19 protein-coding genes are annotated in these 18,161 nt (G+C 65.9%); 11 read left to right on the top strand and 8 right to left on the bottom strand.

The features are described 5' to 3' along the window. Positions 1-156 precede the first annotated feature (156 nt). From NUH88_RS10315 to NUH88_RS10300, 4 genes are all read left to right on the top strand, one after another. A complete protein-coding gene (locus tag NUH88_RS10315) occupies positions 157-1,464 on the top strand; it encodes an extracellular solute-binding protein (protein WP_257771926.1) in 1,308 nt (435 codons plus the stop codon). 78 nt (positions 1,465-1,542) lie between these two features. Beyond that, entirely contained in the window at positions 1,543-2,421 is an 879-nt protein-coding gene (locus NUH88_RS10310; RefSeq protein WP_257771925.1) for an ABC transporter permease subunit, read from the top strand. A 14-nt stretch (positions 2,422-2,435) separates the two neighbouring features. Further along, on the top strand, positions 2,436-3,278 hold the full coding sequence (gene ugpE / locus NUH88_RS10305) for a sn-glycerol-3-phosphate ABC transporter permease UgpE (RefSeq protein ID WP_257771923.1): 843 nt from the start codon (positions 2,436-2,438) through the stop codon (positions 3,276-3,278). Positions 3,279-3,288: 10 nt separating this feature from the next. Further along, positions 3,289-4,359 carry a sn-glycerol-3-phosphate import ATP-binding protein UgpC gene (locus NUH88_RS10300; RefSeq protein WP_257771921.1) on the top strand — a complete coding sequence of 357 codons (1,071 nt, stop codon included), beginning with the start codon at positions 3,289-3,291 and terminating at the stop codon, positions 4,357-4,359. Position 4,360: 1 nt separating this feature from the next. Here NUH88_RS10300 and NUH88_RS10295 read toward each other — a convergent pair whose 3' ends face one another. After that, positions 4,361-4,879 (bottom strand): MarR family winged helix-turn-helix transcriptional regulator, encoded by a 519-nt coding sequence (locus NUH88_RS10295; RefSeq protein WP_257771919.1) that lies wholly within the window; start codon positions 4,877-4,879, stop codon positions 4,361-4,363. Between the two features lie 109 nt (positions 4,880-4,988). Here NUH88_RS10295 and NUH88_RS10290 point away from each other — a divergent pair, with 109 nt between their 5' ends. From NUH88_RS10290 to NUH88_RS10275, 4 genes are all read left to right on the top strand, one after another. Beyond that, positions 4,989-5,591 carry a nitroreductase family protein gene (locus NUH88_RS10290; RefSeq protein ID WP_257771918.1) on the top strand — a complete coding sequence of 201 codons (603 nt, stop codon included), beginning with the start codon at positions 4,989-4,991 and terminating at the stop codon, positions 5,589-5,591. A 13-nt stretch (positions 5,592-5,604) separates the two neighbouring features. Then, on the top strand, positions 5,605-6,531 hold the full coding sequence (locus NUH88_RS10285) for a DMT family transporter (RefSeq protein ID WP_257771916.1): 927 nt from the start codon (positions 5,605-5,607) through the stop codon (positions 6,529-6,531). Between the two features lie 90 nt (positions 6,532-6,621). Continuing rightward, positions 6,622-8,403 (top strand): SLC13 family permease, encoded by a 1,782-nt coding sequence (locus NUH88_RS10280; protein WP_257771914.1) that lies wholly within the window; start codon positions 6,622-6,624, stop codon positions 8,401-8,403. 13 nt (positions 8,404-8,416) lie between these two features. Continuing rightward, positions 8,417-9,349 carry a DMT family transporter gene (locus NUH88_RS10275; protein WP_257771913.1) on the top strand — a complete coding sequence of 311 codons (933 nt, stop codon included), beginning with the start codon at positions 8,417-8,419 and terminating at the stop codon, positions 9,347-9,349. A gap of 57 nt (positions 9,350-9,406) precedes the next feature. Here NUH88_RS10275 and NUH88_RS10270 read toward each other — a convergent pair whose 3' ends face one another. From NUH88_RS10270 to cobS, 5 genes are all read right to left on the bottom strand, one after another. Further along, positions 9,407-10,324, bottom strand: coding sequence for a dihydrodipicolinate synthase family protein (locus tag NUH88_RS10270; protein WP_257771911.1), 918 nt, complete (start codon positions 10,322-10,324; stop codon positions 9,407-9,409). Between the two features lie 129 nt (positions 10,325-10,453). Beyond that, positions 10,454-11,059, bottom strand: a complete 606-nt coding sequence (locus NUH88_RS10265) for an SCO family protein (RefSeq protein ID WP_257771909.1) — start codon at positions 11,057-11,059, stop codon at positions 10,454-10,456. A gap of 67 nt (positions 11,060-11,126) precedes the next feature. Beyond that, positions 11,127-11,801: a lipid-binding SYLF domain-containing protein gene (locus tag NUH88_RS10260; protein ID WP_257771907.1), complete on the bottom strand. Its 675-nt coding sequence runs from the start codon at positions 11,799-11,801 to the stop codon at positions 11,127-11,129. A gap of 70 nt (positions 11,802-11,871) precedes the next feature. Further along, the gene (locus tag NUH88_RS10255; protein WP_257771906.1) at positions 11,872-12,495 is read right to left on the bottom strand and encodes a histidine phosphatase family protein; all 624 of its coding nucleotides are present in this window, start codon (positions 12,493-12,495) and stop codon (positions 11,872-11,874) included. Further along, positions 12,492-13,307, bottom strand: a complete 816-nt coding sequence (gene cobS, locus NUH88_RS10250) for an adenosylcobinamide-GDP ribazoletransferase (RefSeq protein ID WP_257771904.1) — start codon at positions 13,305-13,307, stop codon at positions 12,492-12,494. The genes NUH88_RS10255 and cobS overlap by 4 nt, the downstream gene beginning before the upstream one ends. Before the next feature lie 124 nt (positions 13,308-13,431). Between cobS and cobT the strand changes: the two genes are divergently transcribed. Together cobT and NUH88_RS10240 are read left to right on the top strand one after the other, a co-directional pair. Continuing rightward, the gene (gene cobT, locus NUH88_RS10245; protein WP_257771902.1) at positions 13,432-14,466 is read left to right on the top strand and encodes a nicotinate-nucleotide--dimethylbenzimidazole phosphoribosyltransferase; all 1,035 of its coding nucleotides are present in this window, start codon (positions 13,432-13,434) and stop codon (positions 14,464-14,466) included. 17 nt (positions 14,467-14,483) lie between these two features. Then, positions 14,484-15,092, top strand: a complete 609-nt coding sequence (locus NUH88_RS10240) for an NUDIX hydrolase (RefSeq protein WP_257771901.1) — start codon at positions 14,484-14,486, stop codon at positions 15,090-15,092. Here the strand turns inward: NUH88_RS10240 and NUH88_RS10235 are convergent. Next, positions 15,077-15,910, bottom strand: a complete 834-nt coding sequence (locus NUH88_RS10235; RefSeq protein ID WP_257771899.1) for an ABC transporter permease — start codon at positions 15,908-15,910, stop codon at positions 15,077-15,079. The genes NUH88_RS10240 and NUH88_RS10235 overlap by 16 nt on opposite strands. Further along, on the bottom strand, positions 15,907-16,677 hold the full coding sequence (locus NUH88_RS10230) for an ABC transporter ATP-binding protein (protein ID WP_257771898.1): 771 nt from the start codon (positions 16,675-16,677) through the stop codon (positions 15,907-15,909). Before NUH88_RS10230 ends, NUH88_RS10235 begins: the two co-directional genes overlap by 4 nt. A gap of 81 nt (positions 16,678-16,758) precedes the next feature. On the opposite strand from NUH88_RS10230, the gene NUH88_RS10225 reads away from it, so the two are divergent. Then, positions 16,759-18,123, top strand: a complete 1,365-nt coding sequence (locus NUH88_RS10225) for an ActS/PrrB/RegB family redox-sensitive histidine kinase (protein ID WP_257771896.1) — start codon at positions 16,759-16,761, stop codon at positions 18,121-18,123. Positions 18,124-18,161: the final 38 nt, after the last annotated feature.

Below are 18,161 nucleotides of genomic sequence, written 5' to 3'. Positions count from 1 at the left end.
CGGTCGCGACAGCACCAAACGAACGTTCTGAATTTTCAAATGAAAAGAAAAGCTTAGACGAAATTACTGCAACGAAAATGTCACGGTTCTTTCACCGTTCGGACCTTCAGCGGGAATACGGTCACGCGCTCGTATTTCATCCACTGGAGCCTTCTTATGAAAGCAACCAAGACGCTTCTCGCTGCCGCGGCTGGCCTTGCCATGCTCGGTGCGGGCGCCGCCAACGCGGCCACCGAGATCACCTTCTGGCACGCCATGGGCGGCGGCCTCGGCGAGACCGTGAACGCCATCGCCAAGGACTTCAACGCGTCCCAGAGCGAGTACAAGCTGACCCCGATCTACAAGGGCGGCTACGAAGAGACCATGACCGCCGGCATCGCCGCGTTCCGCGCGGGCGAAGCGCCGAACATCATCCAGATCTTCGACGCCGGCGCCGCGACCATCATCAACGCCAAGGGCGCGGTCTATCCGGTTGCCAGCCTGCTGAACGAAAACGGCGTTCCTTTCCACGCCGAGGATTACATCGCCGGCGTCCGCTATTTCTACGCGGACAGCAAGGGCGACATGATCGGCATGCCGTTCAACAGCTCCACCCCGGTGCTCTACTACAACAAGGACGCCCTGGCGAAAGCCGGCGTGCAGCCGCCGAAGACCTGGGAAGAGTTCGAGTCAATCGCGCCGAAGCTGAAGGACGCGGGCTATATCGCGCTCAGCCAGTCGCACACGCCGTGGATCTTCTCCGAGAACTTCCACTCCCGGCACAACATCCCGCTGGCGAACGAGAATAACGGCTTCGACGGCGTCGCGACCAAGATCAACTACAACAACGAACACATGCGCATGCACTTCTCGAAGGCGCGCGAGTGGCAGCAGGCCGGCCTGTTCGGCTATTACGGCACCAAGTGGGGCGACAACCAGAAGCCCTTCATCGACCAGGAAGTCGCCATGTGGCTCGGCTCCTCCGGCTCCTTCGGTGGTCTGAAGAAGGCGGCGAAGTTCGACTTCGGTACCACCAACCTGCCGTATTGGAACAGCATCGCCAAGGGCGAGGACTACACCACCTTCATCGGCGGTGCGGCTCTCTTCGCCTTCTCCGGCAAGGACAAGGCCGAGAACGAGGGCGTTGCCCAGTTCTTCAAGTTCCTGACCAAGCCGGAAACCCAGTTCTTCTGGCACAAGGAAACCGGCTACGTGCCGATCACCAACGCGGCCTACACGCTCGCGAAGGAATCCGGCTATTACAAGGACGAGCCGGACGCCGAGGTCGGCATCCAGCAGCTGAACCTGAAATCTGCCGAGAACAACAAGGGCTACCGCCTCGGTTACTACGTGCAGATCCGCGAAGTGATGAACCGCGAATACGACCAGATCTTCGCCGGCTCCAAGTCGGTCGACGATGCCTTCGCGGCCATCGAGGACGGCGCCAACAAGCTGCTCGCCCGCTTCGCCAAGACGGTCCAGTAAGCCTCATCTCCCGAAAGACGGCGGACGGTTTCACCCGTCCGCCGTTTTCCTGTTCCGGCTCGCATTGGGGTTCCGCCGATGAAGCGGCAGCAATTCAACCACATCACCCTGCCGTATCTGCTGATCGCGCCGCAGCTCGCGATCATCGCGATCTTCTTCGTCTGGCCGGCGGCCCAGGCGATCTACCAGTCCTTCATGCTGGAGGACCCGTTCGGTCTCGCCAGCCAGTTCGTCGGCCTCGACAATTTCCGCGAGGTGGTCGCAAGCGACCATTACGCGACCTCGGCCGTCTTCACCCTCGTCTTCTCCGCCCTCGTCGCCTTTCTCTCCATGGCGCTCGCGCTGCTGCTGGCGGTCAAGGCGGACGGGATCATTCACGGGCAGTCCGCTTACAAGGTCATGCTGACCTGGGTCTATGCGGTGGCGCCCGCGGTCGCCGGCATGATCGGCACCTTTCTGTTCGACCGTTCGATCGGCCCGCTGAACCATTTCCTGAACGCCACCGGCTGGCCGTTCAATCCGCAGCTCGACGTGTTCGACGCCTCCTTCACCGTGATCCTGGTCTCGGTCTGGAAGCAGGTCAGCGTGAATTTCATCTATTTCCTCGCCGGCCTGCAGTCGATCCCGCGCTCGGTCCGCGAGGCCGCGCTGATCGATTGCCGCGACGGCTTCCGCCGGTTCTGGACGGTGACCCTGCCGCTGCTCGCGCCGACCGGCTTCTTCGTGCTGGTGATCAACATCACCTACGCCTTCTTCGACACCTTCGGGGTGATCGACACCATGACCCGCGGCGCGCCCGGCGGCGGCACCGCGACGCTGGTCTACAAGGTCTATCAGGACGGCTTCCTCGGTGCCGATCTCGGCGGCAGCTCGGCGCAGTCCGTCATCCTCATGATTCTCGTGCTCGGGCTGACCGTCGTGCAGTTCCGCGTGCTCGAGAAGCGCATCCATTACTGAGCGGGAGCGAAACGATGAAAAACGTCAAACCGCTCGACCATCTGATCCTGATCCTCGGCATCCTTTTCCTGCTGCTGCCGATCTGGATCGCTTTCGCCTCCTCGACGCACCGCCCGGAAACGCTCCTCGGCGAGGGGCTCCAGCTCTGGTTCGGGGACTATTTCTGGGAGACCTACAGCGCGGTGCTGTTCGAGAATACCGGCTTCACCGAGCAGGTGAACGCGGTGCTGATGCTGCAGAACTCGATGGTGCTCGGGCTCGGTTTCTCGATCGGCAAGATCATCATCTCGACACTGGCCGCCTATGCCATCGTCTATTTCCGCTTCCCGGCCGGCAGCTTCTTCTTCTGGATCATCTTCTCCTCGCTGCTGCTGCCGCTCGAGGTGCGCATCATTCCCTCCTACGAGGTGGTCTCCGACCTCGGCATGCTGAACAGCTATACCGGGCTGATCCTGCCGCTGATCGCCAGCGCGACCGCGACCTTCTTTTTCCGCCAGTTCTACAAGTCGGTGCCGGAGGAGATCCTGGAGGCGGCGCGGATCGACGGGGCGGGGCCGTTCCGCTTCTTCGTCGACATCCTGCTGCCGCTCTCGAAAACAATGATCGCGGCGATCTTCATCATCATGTTCGTGGTCGGGTGGAACCAGTATCTCTGGCCCATCCTGATGACCACGGACGAGAGCTATTTCACGGTCGTGATGGGGATCAAGCAGATCCTCAACGATCTCGAAGGCAACCGTATCCCGCAATACAACAAGGCCCTCGCGCTTTCGATCCTCGCGCTGCTGCCACCGGTCATGGTGGTGGTGATCTTCCAGCGCTGGTTCGTGAAGGGCCTCGTCGAATCCGAGAAATGAGGAACTGAGGATGGCCGAGGTCACACTCAAGAGCATCGAGAAAACCTATCCCAACGGCTTCAAGGCCATTCACGGGATCGATATCGACATCGACGACGGCGAGTTCATCGCGCTCGTCGGCCCGTCGGGCTGCGGCAAGTCCACGCTGCTGCGCATGGTGGCCGGCCTCGAGAGCATCACCGGCGGCGCGGTCTCGATTTCCGGGCGCGAGGTCAACGGCCTCGAGCCGGCGGACCGGGACATCGCCATGGTGTTCCAGAATTACGCGCTCTATCCGCATATGACGGTCTTCAACAACATGGCCTACGGGCTGAAGAACCGGCGCATGGCGAAGGACGAGATCGACAGCCGGGTGCGCAAGGCGGCGGATATCCTGGAACTGGCGCCGCTGCTGGAGCGCCGTCCGCAGCAGCTCTCCGGCGGCCAGCGCCAGCGCGTCGCCATGGGCCGCGCCATCGTGCGCGAGCCTTCCGTGTTCCTCTTCGACGAGCCGCTTTCCAATCTCGATGCCAAGCTCCGGGTGCAGATGCGGGTCGAGGTGAAGAAGCTGCAGCGCCAGCTCGGCACCACCAGTCTCTACGTCACCCACGACCAGGTCGAGGCGATGACCATGGCGGACCGCCTTGTGGTAATGAATGCCGGCGTGGCCGAGCAGATCGGCACCCCGATCGAGGTCTATGACCGGCCGGCCACCAAGTTCGTCGCGGCTTTCATTGGTTCGCCCTCGATGAATTTCATGGAAGCGCGGATCGAAGGCGGCGAGGCGGTGCTCGACGACGGCGTGAAGCTGCCGCTGAACGGCAGCGCCCAGGGCGTCAGCGAGGGGCAGACGGTCTCCCTCGGCATCCGGCCGGAACATTTCGAGCCGGGCGGCGACGCGCACGGGCTGGAGCTGAAGATCGACCTGGTTGAACATCTCGGTGCCGATACGCTGGTGCACGGCCATACCGGCGGCAAGAACGCCCTGACCACGGTGCGGCTTTCAGGGCATCAGCATCTCGCCCCCGGCGAGACCCTGCATCTCGCCGCCGCGCCGGAGAACCTGCACCTTTTCGATCCGGAGAGCGGCAAGCGGCTCTAGGTCAGGCGCCGATCTTCTCCAGCAGGCGGATCAGCTCCACGCGCTCGGCGCCGCTGAGCGGCGCCAGCAGGTCTTCCTCCACCGCGAGGTGACCGACCACCAGCTCGTCGGCGAGCGCGAAGCCGTCTTCGGTCAGGGCGACCCGGAGGCTGCGGCGATCGCTCGGATCGGCCTTCCGTTCGATCAGGCCGCGTTTCTCCAGCCGGTCGAGCCGGTTGGTCATGGCCGAGGTGGAGAGCATCATCTCGCCGGCCAGCTCCGACGGTGTCAGGGTCTCGCCCCTGCCCTGGCGGCGCAGGGTGAGCAGCACGTCGAAGCCGGGGCCGTCCAGCCCGCTCGCCGCGACATTCCCCTCGATCGCCGTGCGCACCCGGTCGTTCGCCCGGCGCAGGGCGCCGCAGACCGCCATCGGCTCCGGGTCGAGATCCGGACGCTCCCGTTTCCATTGCTCAAGAATGCTGCCGAGCGGCGCGCCCTGGCTGGCTTGTCCGCGCGTCTTCGGATTCGGGTCTTGACTCATGGGCCGTCCGATATCAAATAATTCGACATCAAATTATCCGACTAAGGAATATCAATAATCGAATGAAATCATCCTATGACATCCGTCTGAAGCTGTGAAGGAGAAGACGATGAGCTCATCCCGATTAGCCGGCCATCCAATCGAGTCGCTTTTTCTCGACCGTTGGTCGCCGCGCAGCTTTCTGCCCGAAAGCATGCCCCAGAGCGATCTCGAAACTGTTTTGGAGGCGGCGCGCTGGGCGCCGTCCGCATTCAATATCCAACCTTGGCATTTCCTTTATGCGCATCGGGACAGCGCGCATTGGCAGCCGTTCGTGTCGCTGTTGGATGAGTTCAATCGGCTTTGGGCTGCGGATGCGTCGGTTCTCGTTCTCCTGCTTTCCGACTCGGTGATGCCGGGCGAGGGCGGGAGGCCGGACCGGATCTCGACGCTGAACAGTTTCGATGCCGGGGCGGCCTGGGTGCAGCTGGCTCTACAGGCGACTGCGCTCGGATACCATGCCCATGCGATGGCGGGGATCGACCGCGATCGCGTACGCCGCATCCTTGCCGTTCCCGACCGGTTCAAGGTCGAGATCGCCATCGCGCTTGGCCGCCGCGGACCCGTAGAGCGGCTTGCCGAGCCGCTTCGGGCGCGGGAGGCGGCAAGCGGGCGCCGGCCGCTCGCGGAGATAGCGACGCCCGGCATGTTCCCTTCCGAGCGCGTGGCTTGAAGGGACATAAACGATGACCACATCACTTGACCGAGACGCGGAAGGCGCGCAGTCCATACCGATGCTTGCCAATCCCTCCCTGCTTCTCATCGCCACCGGCGCCCTCGTCGGGATCAATTTCCCGCTCGGCAAACTCGCGGGCGATGCCGGGATCTCGCCGATCCTCTGGGCGATGATCCCGTCGCTTGGCGTCGCAGTGATCCTCTTTCCGGCCCTGGCCGCGCGACGTGCGCTGCGCGCCCCGGAGCGGAAAGTGGTCCGCTTCGCTATCTTCGGCGGGATCGTCTCCTTCGTCATTCCCAACGTCATTCTCTATGCCGTCATCCCCCATGCCGGGGCGGGCTATATGGGATTGATGTTCGCCCAGTCGCCGGTCTTCACCCTGGCCTTCTCGGCGGTCCTCGGACTGCGCACGCCGGGCCGGCTCGGGCTTGCAGGGATCGCGGTGGGCCTTGTCGGCGCCGCAATCGTCAGTCTGACAAGGGGGACGGCGGCAGACGCGCCGGAGCCGATCTGGATCGCCGCCGGTTTCGCGGTGCCCGTGGCGCTCGCCGTCGGCAATGTCTATCGCAGCATGGCCTGGCCGGAGAACGTCTCGCCGGACGTGCTCGCCTTCTGGAGCCACGGCGCGGCCCTGTTCGGTTTCCTCGCCCTGCTCCTCGCCGTCGAGGGCACCGTGCCCGCCGCGTCTCTGGCCGCTGCACCCGAAGCGGCGCTGGCCCAGGCGCTCGCCGCGGCCGCGGCGTTCCCGCTGTTCTTCCGGCTGCAACGGATCGGCGGCGCCGTCCTGCTGAGCCAGATCGGTTACGTCGCCGCCGCGGTCGGCCTCGTCGTCGCGACCATCCTGCTCGGCGAGCGCTATGGCTGGGAGACCTGGGCGGGCGCGCTCGTCATCGCCGCCGGGATCGCGCTCACCGTGCTGGCGCAGCGCCGCTCCTGATCGTCCTGGCCCGTCCGGTCTGCGCCCATCGGTTGTGGGTGCGCTGCAAAATCGCTTCCGCGCCGGGCGCCGGGGCGCTATAGCTCCGGCATGACCTTCGAGCAGACAGCGATCCTCGCGATCATCCTCGGCGCCCTCGGGGCGTTCATCTGGGGCCGCTACCGGATCGACCTCGTCGCCCTGCTGGCGCTTCTGCTGGCGGTGGCGGTCGGGGTCGTCGATCCGGTGAAGGCCTTTGCCGGTTTCGGCCATCCCGCGGTGATCACCGTGGTGGCGGTGCTCGGCATGTCGGCCGCGCTGACCCGTTCGGGCGCCGTCGGGGTAATCGCCGAGCGGCTGGCCCAGCGCACCGAGTCCGAGACCGCGAAAACCTTCTCGCTGGTCGGGCTCGCCGGGTTTCTTTCCAGCTTCATGAACAATGTCGGCGCCCTGGCCCTGCTCATGCCGGTGGCGCTTTCGGTCGCCCGTCGCGCCGGAATGTCGCCGTCGCGCCTGCTGATGCCGCTCTCCTTCGCCTCGCTGCTCGGCGGCATGATCACCCTGATCGGCACGCCGCCGAACCTGATCATCGCCGATTACCGCCGCGCCGCCATCGGCGAGGAATTCCACATGTTCGACTTCGCCCCGGTCGGCCTCGCGGTGGCGCTGGTCGGGATCGTCTATCTCGTGATCGTCGGCGTGCGCCTGGTGCCGAACCGGCGCGGCAACGACGAGGGAAGGCGGCTGTTCGAGCTTTCGAGCTACGTGACAGAATTTCGCGTGCCGGAGGGATCGCGCCTGATCGGCCAGAGCATCCGCGCGCTCGGGGACCGGCATGACGATAGCGGCCGCCCGACCGTGCTGGCGCTGCTGCGCGGCAACGAACGCGTGGTCCGGCGCCTCACCCGCGAGCCGCTTGTCGAGGGCGACCTGCTGCTGGCCCACGGCACGGCGGAACAGATCGAGGCCGCGGTGCAGAAGGGCCTCGAGCTGGTCGACGCCAAGGAACTGGACGCGACCAAGGATTCCAGCGAGGACGCGGAGCTCGCCGTGGTCGAGGCGGTGATGCCGCCGCGCGCCTGGATCGAGGGCCGCAGCGCCGCGATGCTCCGGCTGCGCTCGCGCTATGGGCTCAACCTTTTGGGCGTCGCGCGCGGCGGGGCGCCGATCAACACGCGGCTGCGCGACGTTCGCTTCCGGGCCGGCGACGTGCTGATGCTGCAGGGCGATGCGGACCAGATCTACGGCACCATCTCTGCCCTCGGCTGTCTGCCGCTGGCGCAGCGCCGGATGAGCCTGGAACGCCCGAAGATCCTGGCGCCGGCGCTGATTTTCCTCTCCGCGATCGTCGCCGCCAGTGCCGGTATCGTGCCGGCGGCGGTCTGTCTCGTCGTCGGGCTCGCGGTCATGGTGCTGCTCGATATCATCCCGATGAGCGAGGTCTACGGCGCGATCGACTGGCAGATCGTCGTCCTGCTGGGAGCGATGATACCCGTCGGGACGGCGATGCACGAGACCGGCGCGGCGGGGCTCATCGCGGGTGCGGTGGCGGATGTGGCGTCGGGCTATTCGCTCTATCTCGTGCTCGCGCTGCTGATGATGCTGACCATGTTCCTCACCGACATGATGAACAACGCGGCGACGGCGCTGGTCATGGCGCCCGTCGCGCTCGGCATCGCCGAACGGCTCTCGGTCAGCCCGGATCCGCTGCTGATGGCGGTCGCCATCGGGGCCTCCAGTGCCTTCCTCACCCCGATCGGGCATCAGAACAACCTTCTGGTCATGGGTCCCGCGGGCTACCGGTTCGGCGATTACTGGCGCGTCGGCCTGCTGCTCGATGCCTTGATCCTTGCCGTCGCGGTTCCGCTGCTGCCGGTGGTCTGGCCGTTCTGACGGCACGGGAAAGATGTCCACGCACGAGACCCTGAAGCCGCCGGCCGGCGGTCTGTTCGATCCCCGGATGGTGCTTCCCGCGGCCATGCTGCTGCTGCTCGGCGGCCTCTGGGGCCTTTCCTTCTCGCTCTCGAAGGTCGCCGCGATGGGCGGTGTGCATCCCTTCGCCTATGCCTGGATGCAGTCGACCGGCGCGGCTATCTTCCTGACGCTTGTCTGCTGGCACAAGGGCATTCCGTTAGAATTCAGCCGCCGTCATCTCGTCTTCTTCGTCGGCGCTGCCGTGATCGGGCTCGTGCTGCCCAACATCAACATCATCACCACCGCCAAGCACATCCCGGCCGGGGTGATGAGCACCGTGGTCTCAAGTGTGCCGGTGCTCGGCTACGTGCTGGCGGTGGGACTCCGGATCGAGGGGTTCCGGTGGGCTTGCGCCATCGGGATCGGCCTCGGCCTGGTGGGGGCGCTCATGATGGTCGTGCCCGACACCAGCCTGCCGTCGCCGGACATGGTTCCATGGGTGCTGATGGCGTTCCTGACGCCGGCGCTCTATGCCTTCAGCGGGATTTTCAGCGACCGGATGCGACCGGACGGCACGCACTCGCTCGCCGCCGCACGGGGGATGCTGATCGTCGCATCGCTCTCCACCCTGCCGCTGATGCTGGCGGTCGACGGCTTCTACCCGCTGATGGCCGATCCGGGTCCGACCGACTACGCGATGCTCGGGCAGATCTCGATCTCGTCGGTCGCCTACATCCTCTATTTCGAGATCCTGAAACGGGCGGGGCCGGTCTTTCTCAGCCTCGTTTCCTACGTGGTGAACCTGTTCGGTCTCGGCTGGGGCTGGGTGATCTTCGGCGAGGTCCATTCCGCCTGGATCTGGGGCGCGGTCGGCTGCGTCTTCGTCTCCATGGTGCTGGTCAATCTCGGTCGCAAGGCGCGCTGAAAACGAAAACGCCCCGGCCGGGGCCGGGGCGCTCTCTCGCATAAATGTACCGGTGCCTCAGGCCGCCAGCGCGAAATCCACCGCGTCGAGCTCGGCGACCAGCGAGGTCGCCTTTTCCGCCGGAAGCGGCATGAACGGGGCGCGGACTTTGCGCCAGCTCGCCTTGCCGCTGTTGCGGGCCAGCAGCTCTTTCAGGGCCGCCGCGGCCGGGTAGTTCTGCAGCGTCAGGCGCTCGCGGGTAAGCTGGTCCTGCAGCGCCTCGGCATCGGCCGAGCCGGCCTTCCAGGCGGAATAGACCTTGGCGCAGCCGCCGACCGTGACGTTGCCGGTCGCGGTGATGGTGCCGACGCCGCCCGCCTTCAGCACGTCGAGCAGGTAGCGCTCGGTGCCCGCGAAGACGTCGAAGCCCGGGAACTTCTCGGCCATCGCTTTCATGTTCTCGAAATCGCCGGAGCTGTCCTTCACGCCGCAGATCGTGTCCGGGAATTCCTTCAGCAGGCGGCCGATCAGATCATGGCTGAAGGGCACCGCCGACATCTGCGGGAAGTGGTAGAGATAGACCTTCATGGCGTCGCTGCCGACGGTCTCGAAGGTGCGGGCGAAATGGGTGAAGAGACCCTCGTCGCTCGGGTTCTTGTAGTAGAAGGGCGGCAGCATCAGCACGTGCTCGATGCCGATCTCAAGGCTCTTCTTCGTCAGCGCGACGGTGTCCGGCAGGGCGCAGCAGCCGGTCCCGATCATCAGCTTGTCCTTCGGCAGGCTCGAGGCGCCGAGCTTGTCGAGGAAGGAAAGCCGCTCGTCGACGGAGAGCGAGTTGGCCTCGCCGGTGGTGCCGAACAGCAGCACGCCGTCGCAGCCCTTTTCCAGCAACCAAGCGGTATGCTCAAGGGTGAGGTCCGTGTCGACCGAGAGATCGTCGTTGAAGGCGGTGAGGCCGGCGGCCATCACGCCGGTGATGCGCGGGCTCGAGCTCATGCGCATTCTCCTTGTCTGGAAGAGGCGAAAAGATGCCGGAGCTTAGTCCCGGGCATGTTTCCCGGCAAGCGGACCCGCGCCCACGATGCGGAAGAACTGCCGTGCCTGCGGCGCCGAAATCGGCCGGTGTCAGCCGGCAATCCGCTGAGTCAGGTCCTTCGCGATCTCGTCCGGCTCGGAATTGAAGCCGTAATGGCTGACATAGCGGCCGTCCGGACCCATCAGGTAGGTGATGGTCGAGTGGTCCATCAGATAGTCGCTGAACTCCTCGCTCTCCACCTTCTGGTAAAATACCCGGTAGGCCTTGGCAACCTCGCCGATCTGCTCCGGCGTGCCGGTCAGATAGTGGATCCTGTCGTGGAAATGCTGCGAATAGGCGGCGAGCGCCTCGCTGGTGTCGCGTGCCGGGTCGATGGTTATGAAGACCGGCTCGACCTTCTCGCGGACCTCTGGTTCCAGCATGTCGAGCGCCTGGGTCACCACGGTCAGGGTCGTCGGGCAGACGTCCGGGCAGTAAGTGTAGCCGAAGAAGACCATCATGTAGCGGCCCTTCAGATCCTCGTTCGAAAGCGTGGCGCCGGTCTCGTCGGTGAGACTGAAGGGACCGCCGATCAGGTCCGCGGTCTCCGTCTGGCCGATGCGTCCGCCGCTGACCAGCCAGTAGCCGGCCGCGATCGAGCCGACGAGCGCGAGTCCGAGGAAGCTGACAAGGAAGAGGAAGGTCCGTTTCGACATAAGATTATCCGGTCATGTGCGCCGGCCCGTCCCGCGGGCCTACCTCCAGCAATATGGCGAGGCCGAGTCAGTATTTCGAGAGCGCATTGCGAAGCTGTGAGGCCTCGCCGGAGGAAACCGTGCGTTCGATCAGGATTTGCTTGGGTGTCGCGGCGGTGCGGTAAAACGCCTCATTCTGCTCCGGCAGGGTTTGAATGACCGCGCCGTCGAGGGCGCCGCCGCCGAACAAGCCCTTGGATTTGGCAAAGGCGATGAAATCCGCGCCGAGCGATCCGGCGCTGGACGCGCCGACCCCGCCGCCGAGCGTGCCGACCGCCACGCTGGCATCCGCGCCGAACTTAAGCTGGTCGCTCATGAGCGAGTTCAGGCCCTTTTCCGTCATCACGACGAGCAGGATCTGCTTCGCCTCGACACCGATCTGCAGGCCGATGCTTCCGGCGGCCAGCGAATAGAAGGAGGGATCGCTCCAGTCGCCGGGCGCGGTACGGGCAACCAGCACACCCTTGCCGTATTCGCCGCCGACGATGAACCCGGCCTTCACAAGCTGCGGGATGATCAGGACGCCCTTGGCCTTCTTCAGGTAATCCGCGACCGGGCCGACCGTGTCCGGATCGGAGGTGAGATCCAGCAGGGTCAGCCGGGCGCGTTCGACGGTGAGGGACGGAGCCTCGTCCGCCGCCCGGGCCGGGCCGGCCAGAAGCGCCGCGGTGAGAAGAAAAGCGGCGAGAAGACTGATACGCATCCTGGATCCCCTTGATCACTCTGATTGGCCGGCAGATTCCTAAATGGTCCTTGTGGCGGCAATGTGAAGCTCAGTTATCCGGCGGGAGATTGATCCCGCGCAGCCGCCATGGCGGGAGGGCGCCGGTGCCGGCGAAATGATCGGCGAGGCTGAGGGAGAGCGGCGCGATGTCCAGCGAGAGCGCGACCTCAGGCGTCAGTTTCAGCACTACTGAGAGTATGGCCCGGATCGATCCGCCGTGGCCGATGACGACGATATCCCGTCCCGCATGGGTCGCATTCAGCCCGGCAAGGGCGGGCGCGACGCGCGCCGCGAGGTCGGCGAAACTCTCGCCGCCCGGTGGCCGGTTGCGCGCGGGATCGTCCCAGAACGCGGCATAGTCCGGCGATCCGCCTTCCGCGAGACCGGCATGGGTCCGGCCTTCCCAGGCGCCGAAATCCTGCTCCCGGAAGGCGGGCTCGATTGTCTCCGCACTCGCGACCCAACCGGCGGAACGCAGCATTTCAGCCGTCTCGGCGGTCCGGCGGAGCGGGGTGGTGACGAGGGTGGCGTCCGTGGGCAGCCGGGCGGCGATCCGGTTAAGGACCGCCGGATCCTGCGGTTCCGCGGAGACGTCCGTGCGGCCGTAGATCGTCCCTTTCGCCACGGCCGCCGGGGCGTGGCGCAGCAGGTGCCAGCGGGTCGCCGCGCTCATAGCGGCCAGGAAAAACCGGCCGCGCCGGCCGGAAGCAGGGAGAGGGAGAGCAGGACGAAGCACTCGACGACCTGCTCGCTGCCGCCGAGTACGTCGCCCGTGTAGCCGCCGATCTGGCGCTGTGCGAGGCCGGCCGTCGCCAAAGCGGCGAGCGATGTCGCGATCAGCGCGGTGACGAATCCCGCGCCTGGGAGAAGCGAGAAACAGATGAGGGTGCCAAGCGCGATGCAAAGTCCCGTGGTTACCGCTTTCGGCCGCCCGGCGCCGGTGCCGAGGCCGCTTGCCGTCGCCGGGGCGAGGAAATAGGCGACCGGCAGGATCGCGGTCCGCCCGAGCACCTGCGCCGCCGCGAAGGCGAAGGCGGCGAGCCAGGGCGCGGCAATGGCGATATTGGCGAGCGCGGCGGCCTTCAGGCCGGTCACGATGACGAGCGCCAGTACGCCGTAGCTGCCGACCCGGCTGTCCCGCATGATCTCGATCTTGCGCTCTTTCGTGCCGCCGCCGCCGAACCCGTCCGCGAGATCGGCGAGCCCGTCCTCGTGCAGCGCGCCGGTGAGAATGGCGCCGAGAGCGAGCGCGAGAAGCGCGGCCGCAAGTAGCGGAAGTCCGACCGTGGCGCCGAGCAAGAGCGCGCCGCCGCCGAGTGCGCCGGTGAGGAGGCCGACGAGGGGGAAGGCCCAGCCCGCATGCATCAGCGGTCGTTCGGCGCGGAGCGGGGCCGGGACCGGCAGGCGGGTCAGGAACATCAGGGCGAGGGCGAGGTCGTCGGCCCACCAGGGGCGCCGTGCCGGAGCCGGTTTCTCGCTCGCCATGTTCTCCGCTTCCCTCGCCGGAACTGCTCTTCGGACGGCGCGGGCCGTCGCCCGCGGACTATGCATGCGCGGTCCGGGCCTGTATAGGGGGCGGCAACCTGCAAGACTTCTTCGATTGGCGGCCATGAGCGACGAACGTTTTTCCCCCGAGAGCGCGACCTTCGACGAGATCCGCGGCCTGTTCCGCGCCCTGCCGCCGGCCGATTTAGAGGCCGGTACCGAAGCCGCGAGCCGCGAGGCGCAGCTCACCAAGCCCGCAGGCGCGCTCGGCAAGCTGGAGGAGCTGACCCGCTGGGTCGCCGCCTGGCAGGGCAAGCATCCGCCGAGCATCGCCCATCCGCGGATCTGCGTCTTCGCCGCCAATCACGGGGTGACGGCCAAGGGCGTCTCCGCCTATCCGCCCGCGGTGACCCAGCAGATGGTGCACAATTTCGTCTCGGGCGGCGCGGCGGTGAACCAGCTCGCCGAGCTGCACGATGCCGATCTCCGGGTCTACGAGATGGCGCTGGAGCAGCCGACAGCGGATTTCACCGAGGCGCCGGCCATGAGTGAGGACGAATGCGCCAAGGCGATGGCCTACGGCATGATGGCGGTGGAGCCGGGCATCGATCTGCTTTGTCTCGGCGAGATGGGGATCGGCAACTCGACCTCGGCGGCCGCGATCGCCCATGCGCTGTTTGGCGGCAGCGCCGAGGACTGGACCGGACCGGGCACCGGCGTCACCGGAGACGCCTACAAGGCGAAGGTGAAAGCCGTCGCCGACGGCGTTGCTCTGCACAAGGCACGGACCGATGATCCGCTGGAGCTTTTCGCTTCCGTCGGCGGTCTCGAGCTCGCGGCGATCGCCGGCGCGGTGCTCGCCGCGCGCATGGGCCGGGTCCCGGTCCTGCTCGACGGCTTCGCCTGCACGGCGGCTGCGTCGGTCCTCTATGCCGCCGATCCGCGCAGCATCGAGCATTGCCAGGTCGCGCACTGTTCCGCGGAGCCGGGCCACAGGCTGCTGCTGGAGAAGATCGGCAAGGAGCCTTTGCTCGATCTCGGCATGCGGCTCGGGGAAGGCTCGGGCGCGGCGGTCGCGATCGGCATCGTCAAGGCGGCGGTCGCCTGTCATAACGGCATGGCGACTTTCGCCGATGCCGGCGTCAGCGGCCCCTCCTGAGCCATCGGAGAGGTCCCATGCCCAAACCCTGGCGCGTGCTCGACAGCCGGATCAATTTCCGCGACCGGTTTCTCTCCCATCGCATGGATCGCTGCGAGACGCCGCACGGCGTCATCGTCGAGCCCTATCACGTCATCGAGCTGCCGAACTGGGTGAACATGGTTCCGGTGACCGGGGACGGGCAGGTCCTGATGATCCGGGAATACCGTCACGGTATCGGCGAGGTGGTGCTCGGGCTGCCAAGCGGAACCGTCGATCCGGGCGAGACCGATCCGCTCGGCACCGCCAAGCGCGAACTTGCCGAGGAGACCGGCGCAGAGGCACCGTACTGGGTGCAGACCGGGCAGATGTTCCCGAACGCCGCGACGATGAACAATACCTGCTTCAGCTTTCTCGCGGTGGGCGCCGAGGTGACCGGCGAGACCTCGTTCGACGAGGCGGAGGACATCGAGACAGTGCCGGTCCCGCTGGTCGAACTCTATGAGCGATTGCTGAAGCGCGATTTGCGGATGACGGCAATGCATCTGGTCGGCCTGCACGAGGCGGGGCTTTACATTCTCACCTCCGGCGATCCGAAGGTCGCCGGGCTGAAGGATATCCTGGCGCCGCTCTATTCGCCGACCTGAAGCAGCTTGCCTTCCCGGCGAGCATAGCGGTAGGCCCACCAGAAGACGGCGGAGCCGATCGCGAAATAGACCAGGTTCATCGCCATCGCTCCGGCGATCAGGTCGAGCCTGAAATTGCCGTGGAACAGCACCTCGCGCATACCTTCGAAGACATAGGCCGACGGTGTGCACCAGGCGACGATTTGCAGCCATTCGGGCATGACCTCGACCGGGTAATAGACCGCCGAGATCGGCGCGAAGGCGAAGACCAGCACCCAGGCAAGGGACTCGGCGCCGAGCCCGAAACGGAGGATCACCCCAATCACCAGCAGCCCGATGCCCCAGCCCATGAAGAAGAGGCAGGTCATGAAAGCGACCAGCGGCAGGCCGAGGGTGAAGATCGAGAACTGATAGAGCAGTATGGCCAGAATGGCGGGCGGCAGGGCGCCGATCAAGGTCCGGGCGAGGCTCATCGTCATCATGGAGACGATGAATTCGTGCGGCCTGAGCGGGCTGACGAAGAGATGGCCGAGATTGCGCGACCACATCTCCTCGAGGAAGCAGAGCGCGAAGCCCATCTGCCCCCGGAACAGGATGTCCCAAAGCAGGACGCCCGCGAGCAGCACGCCGGCGGCACCCGCGATCCAGCTCGACTCGCCGATGAAGAATTTGGTGACGAAACCCCAGAGGATCATCTGCATCGTCGGCCAGTAGGCCATTTCGATGAGCCGCGGCCAGGAGCTGCGCAGCAGGTAGAAATAGCGCAGCGCCATCGCCCCGACCCGGCGGGACGAGAACAGCGAGGCCGGCGGAGGGGTAAAATCGAGATCCGCGCTCATGCCGCCCCCTGTTCCTGGCCGTTCGCACCGACCGCGGCACCGGTCTGCCGTGCGATGTCGAGGAAGACCTCGTCCATGCTTTCGCGCCCGTATTTCGCCAGCAGCGCCGCCGGGCTGCCCCGGTCCACGATGGCGCCCTGGCGCATCATCAGGACCTCTGAACAGAGCCGCTCGACCTCCTGCATGTTGTGCGAGGCGAGCAGCACGGTGGCCCCGGTGTCGCGCTGGTAGTTTTCGAGATAGGTCCGAATCCAGTCCCCCGTATCCGGGTCGAGAGAGGCCGTGGGTTCATCCAGCAGCAGAACGCGCGGCCTGTTGATCAGCGCCTTGGCGAGCGCCACCCGGGTTTTCTGTCCGGCCGACAGCCTGCCGGACGGTCGGGTCATGAAATCCTCCATATGGAGCTGCGCCGCGAGCTCGTCGATCCGGGCTTTCGGGTCGGGTACGGAATAGAGACCGGCATAGATCCTGAGATTCTCGCGCACCGTCAGCCGGTGCGGCAGGTCGACATAGGGCGAGGAGAAATTCATGTAGGGCAGGGCCCGGTACCGGTCGCGCGCCATGTCGCAGCCGAGGATCGAAACGCTGCCGCCCGACGGCTCCAGGAGGCCGAGCGTCATCGCGATGGTGGTTGTCTTGCCCGCGCCGTTGCCGCCGAGCAGCCCGACCGTCGTTCCCGCCTCGACGGTGAAGCTGACTCCGCGCACCGCATGGACGTCGCCATAGCGCTTCTTCAGGTCCCGGACGTCGATGACCGCCTTGCTCATTGAATCTGACTCGATGGGGTTGCAGTTCCGAGTATGCCGATTTGGCCGTCGCGACCATAGACTGAGGCGTGTTAGTGGACAATGACGGAAACCGTGGAGACGAAGCGCGTGGCCCTGGAGCGCAGCAACCTGGAAGACCCGCAAGAACGCTTTGGCCGTGCCGACGGGCTGGGGCCGGCGGGCGCGCGCACGCTGACCATGATCCGATGGGTCGCCCTGATGGGCCAGCTGGTCAGTCTTCTCGTCGTTCATTTCGGTCTCGGCTTCCCCCTGCCGCTGGAGATCACGCTCGGCATCGTCGCTTTCGGGGCGTTCTACAACCTCGTCTGCCAGTCCGTGCGCCAGAGCAGCCGTACGGCGGCTTTCGGGCTGGCCTTCGATATCGCCCAGCTTGCCTACCTGCTTTACTGGACCGGCGGCCTTCAGAACCCCTTTGCGCTGATGCTGATCGCGCCGGTCACCGTCTCGGCGACCATTCTTTCCGGCCGGGCGACGGTCTGGCTGAGCTTCCTCGCGCTGATCTCGGCAACGCTGCTCGCGGTGGTGCATCAGCCGCTTCCCTGGCCGGAAGAGGCTCTGCAACTGCCGGATCTTTATGTCGTCGGGCTCTGGGTCGCGATCGTCATCGCGACGCTGTTCATCGCGGGATATACCTACCGTGTGAACCGGGATGCGCGGCGCATGTCCGACGCTTTCGCGGCAACCCGGCTCGCGCTGTCGCGCGAGCAGCAGCTTTCCGCGCTTGGCGGGCTGGCCGCGGCGGCGGCCCACGAGCTCGGCACGCCGCTCAGCACCATCGCCGTCGTCGCGCGCGAATTGCGCAAGGATCTGCCCGAAGACAGCGAATGGCGCGAGGATGTGGAGCTGCTGCTGAGCGAATCCGCCCGCTGCCGCGATATCCTGACCGAATTCTCCCGCCGTCCCGATCAGGATACCGGAGGGCCGTTCAAGACCGTGCCCTTCAGCGCAATGGTCGAGAGCGCGGCGGCGCCGCATCAGCGCGAGGATGTCGTTGTCATCATTGAGCAGCACGGTCCGGACGGTGCGCTCGATCTTGAGCCGGGCGAAGCGGCCGCGGCGGATCAGCCGCGGGTCGTGCTGACGCCGGAGATGAACCAGGGTATCGGAACCCTGGTGCAGAATGCCGTCCAGTTCGCGTCGGAAACGGTGGAGATCACGGTCTATTGGGACGAGAACACCGCCTCTATCATCATTGAGGATGACGGGCCCGGCTTCGCGCCGCTGGTCCTCGACCGGCTGGGGGAGCCCTATGTCTCCAGCCGGGCCGGCCAGGACGGCCATATGGGGCTCGGCATCTTCATCGCCAAGACCCTGCTGGAGCGCGGCGGCGCGTCCCTCGCCTTCTCGAATCGGGCCGAGGGCGGTGCGCGCGTGGCCGTGCGATGGACCCGTCCCGACCTCGAGGCCGGGGTGACGGATTCTTGACGGTCCACAGTTTTCCTTTAAGTAAGCGGGGATGGCCG

It is taken from the genome of Nisaea acidiphila (assembly GCF_024662015.1).
In the GTDB taxonomy this organism is placed as follows: Bacteria; Pseudomonadota; Alphaproteobacteria; order Thalassobaculales; family Thalassobaculaceae; genus Nisaea; species Nisaea acidiphila.
This window is presented reverse-complemented; position numbering and strand designations above follow the sequence as displayed.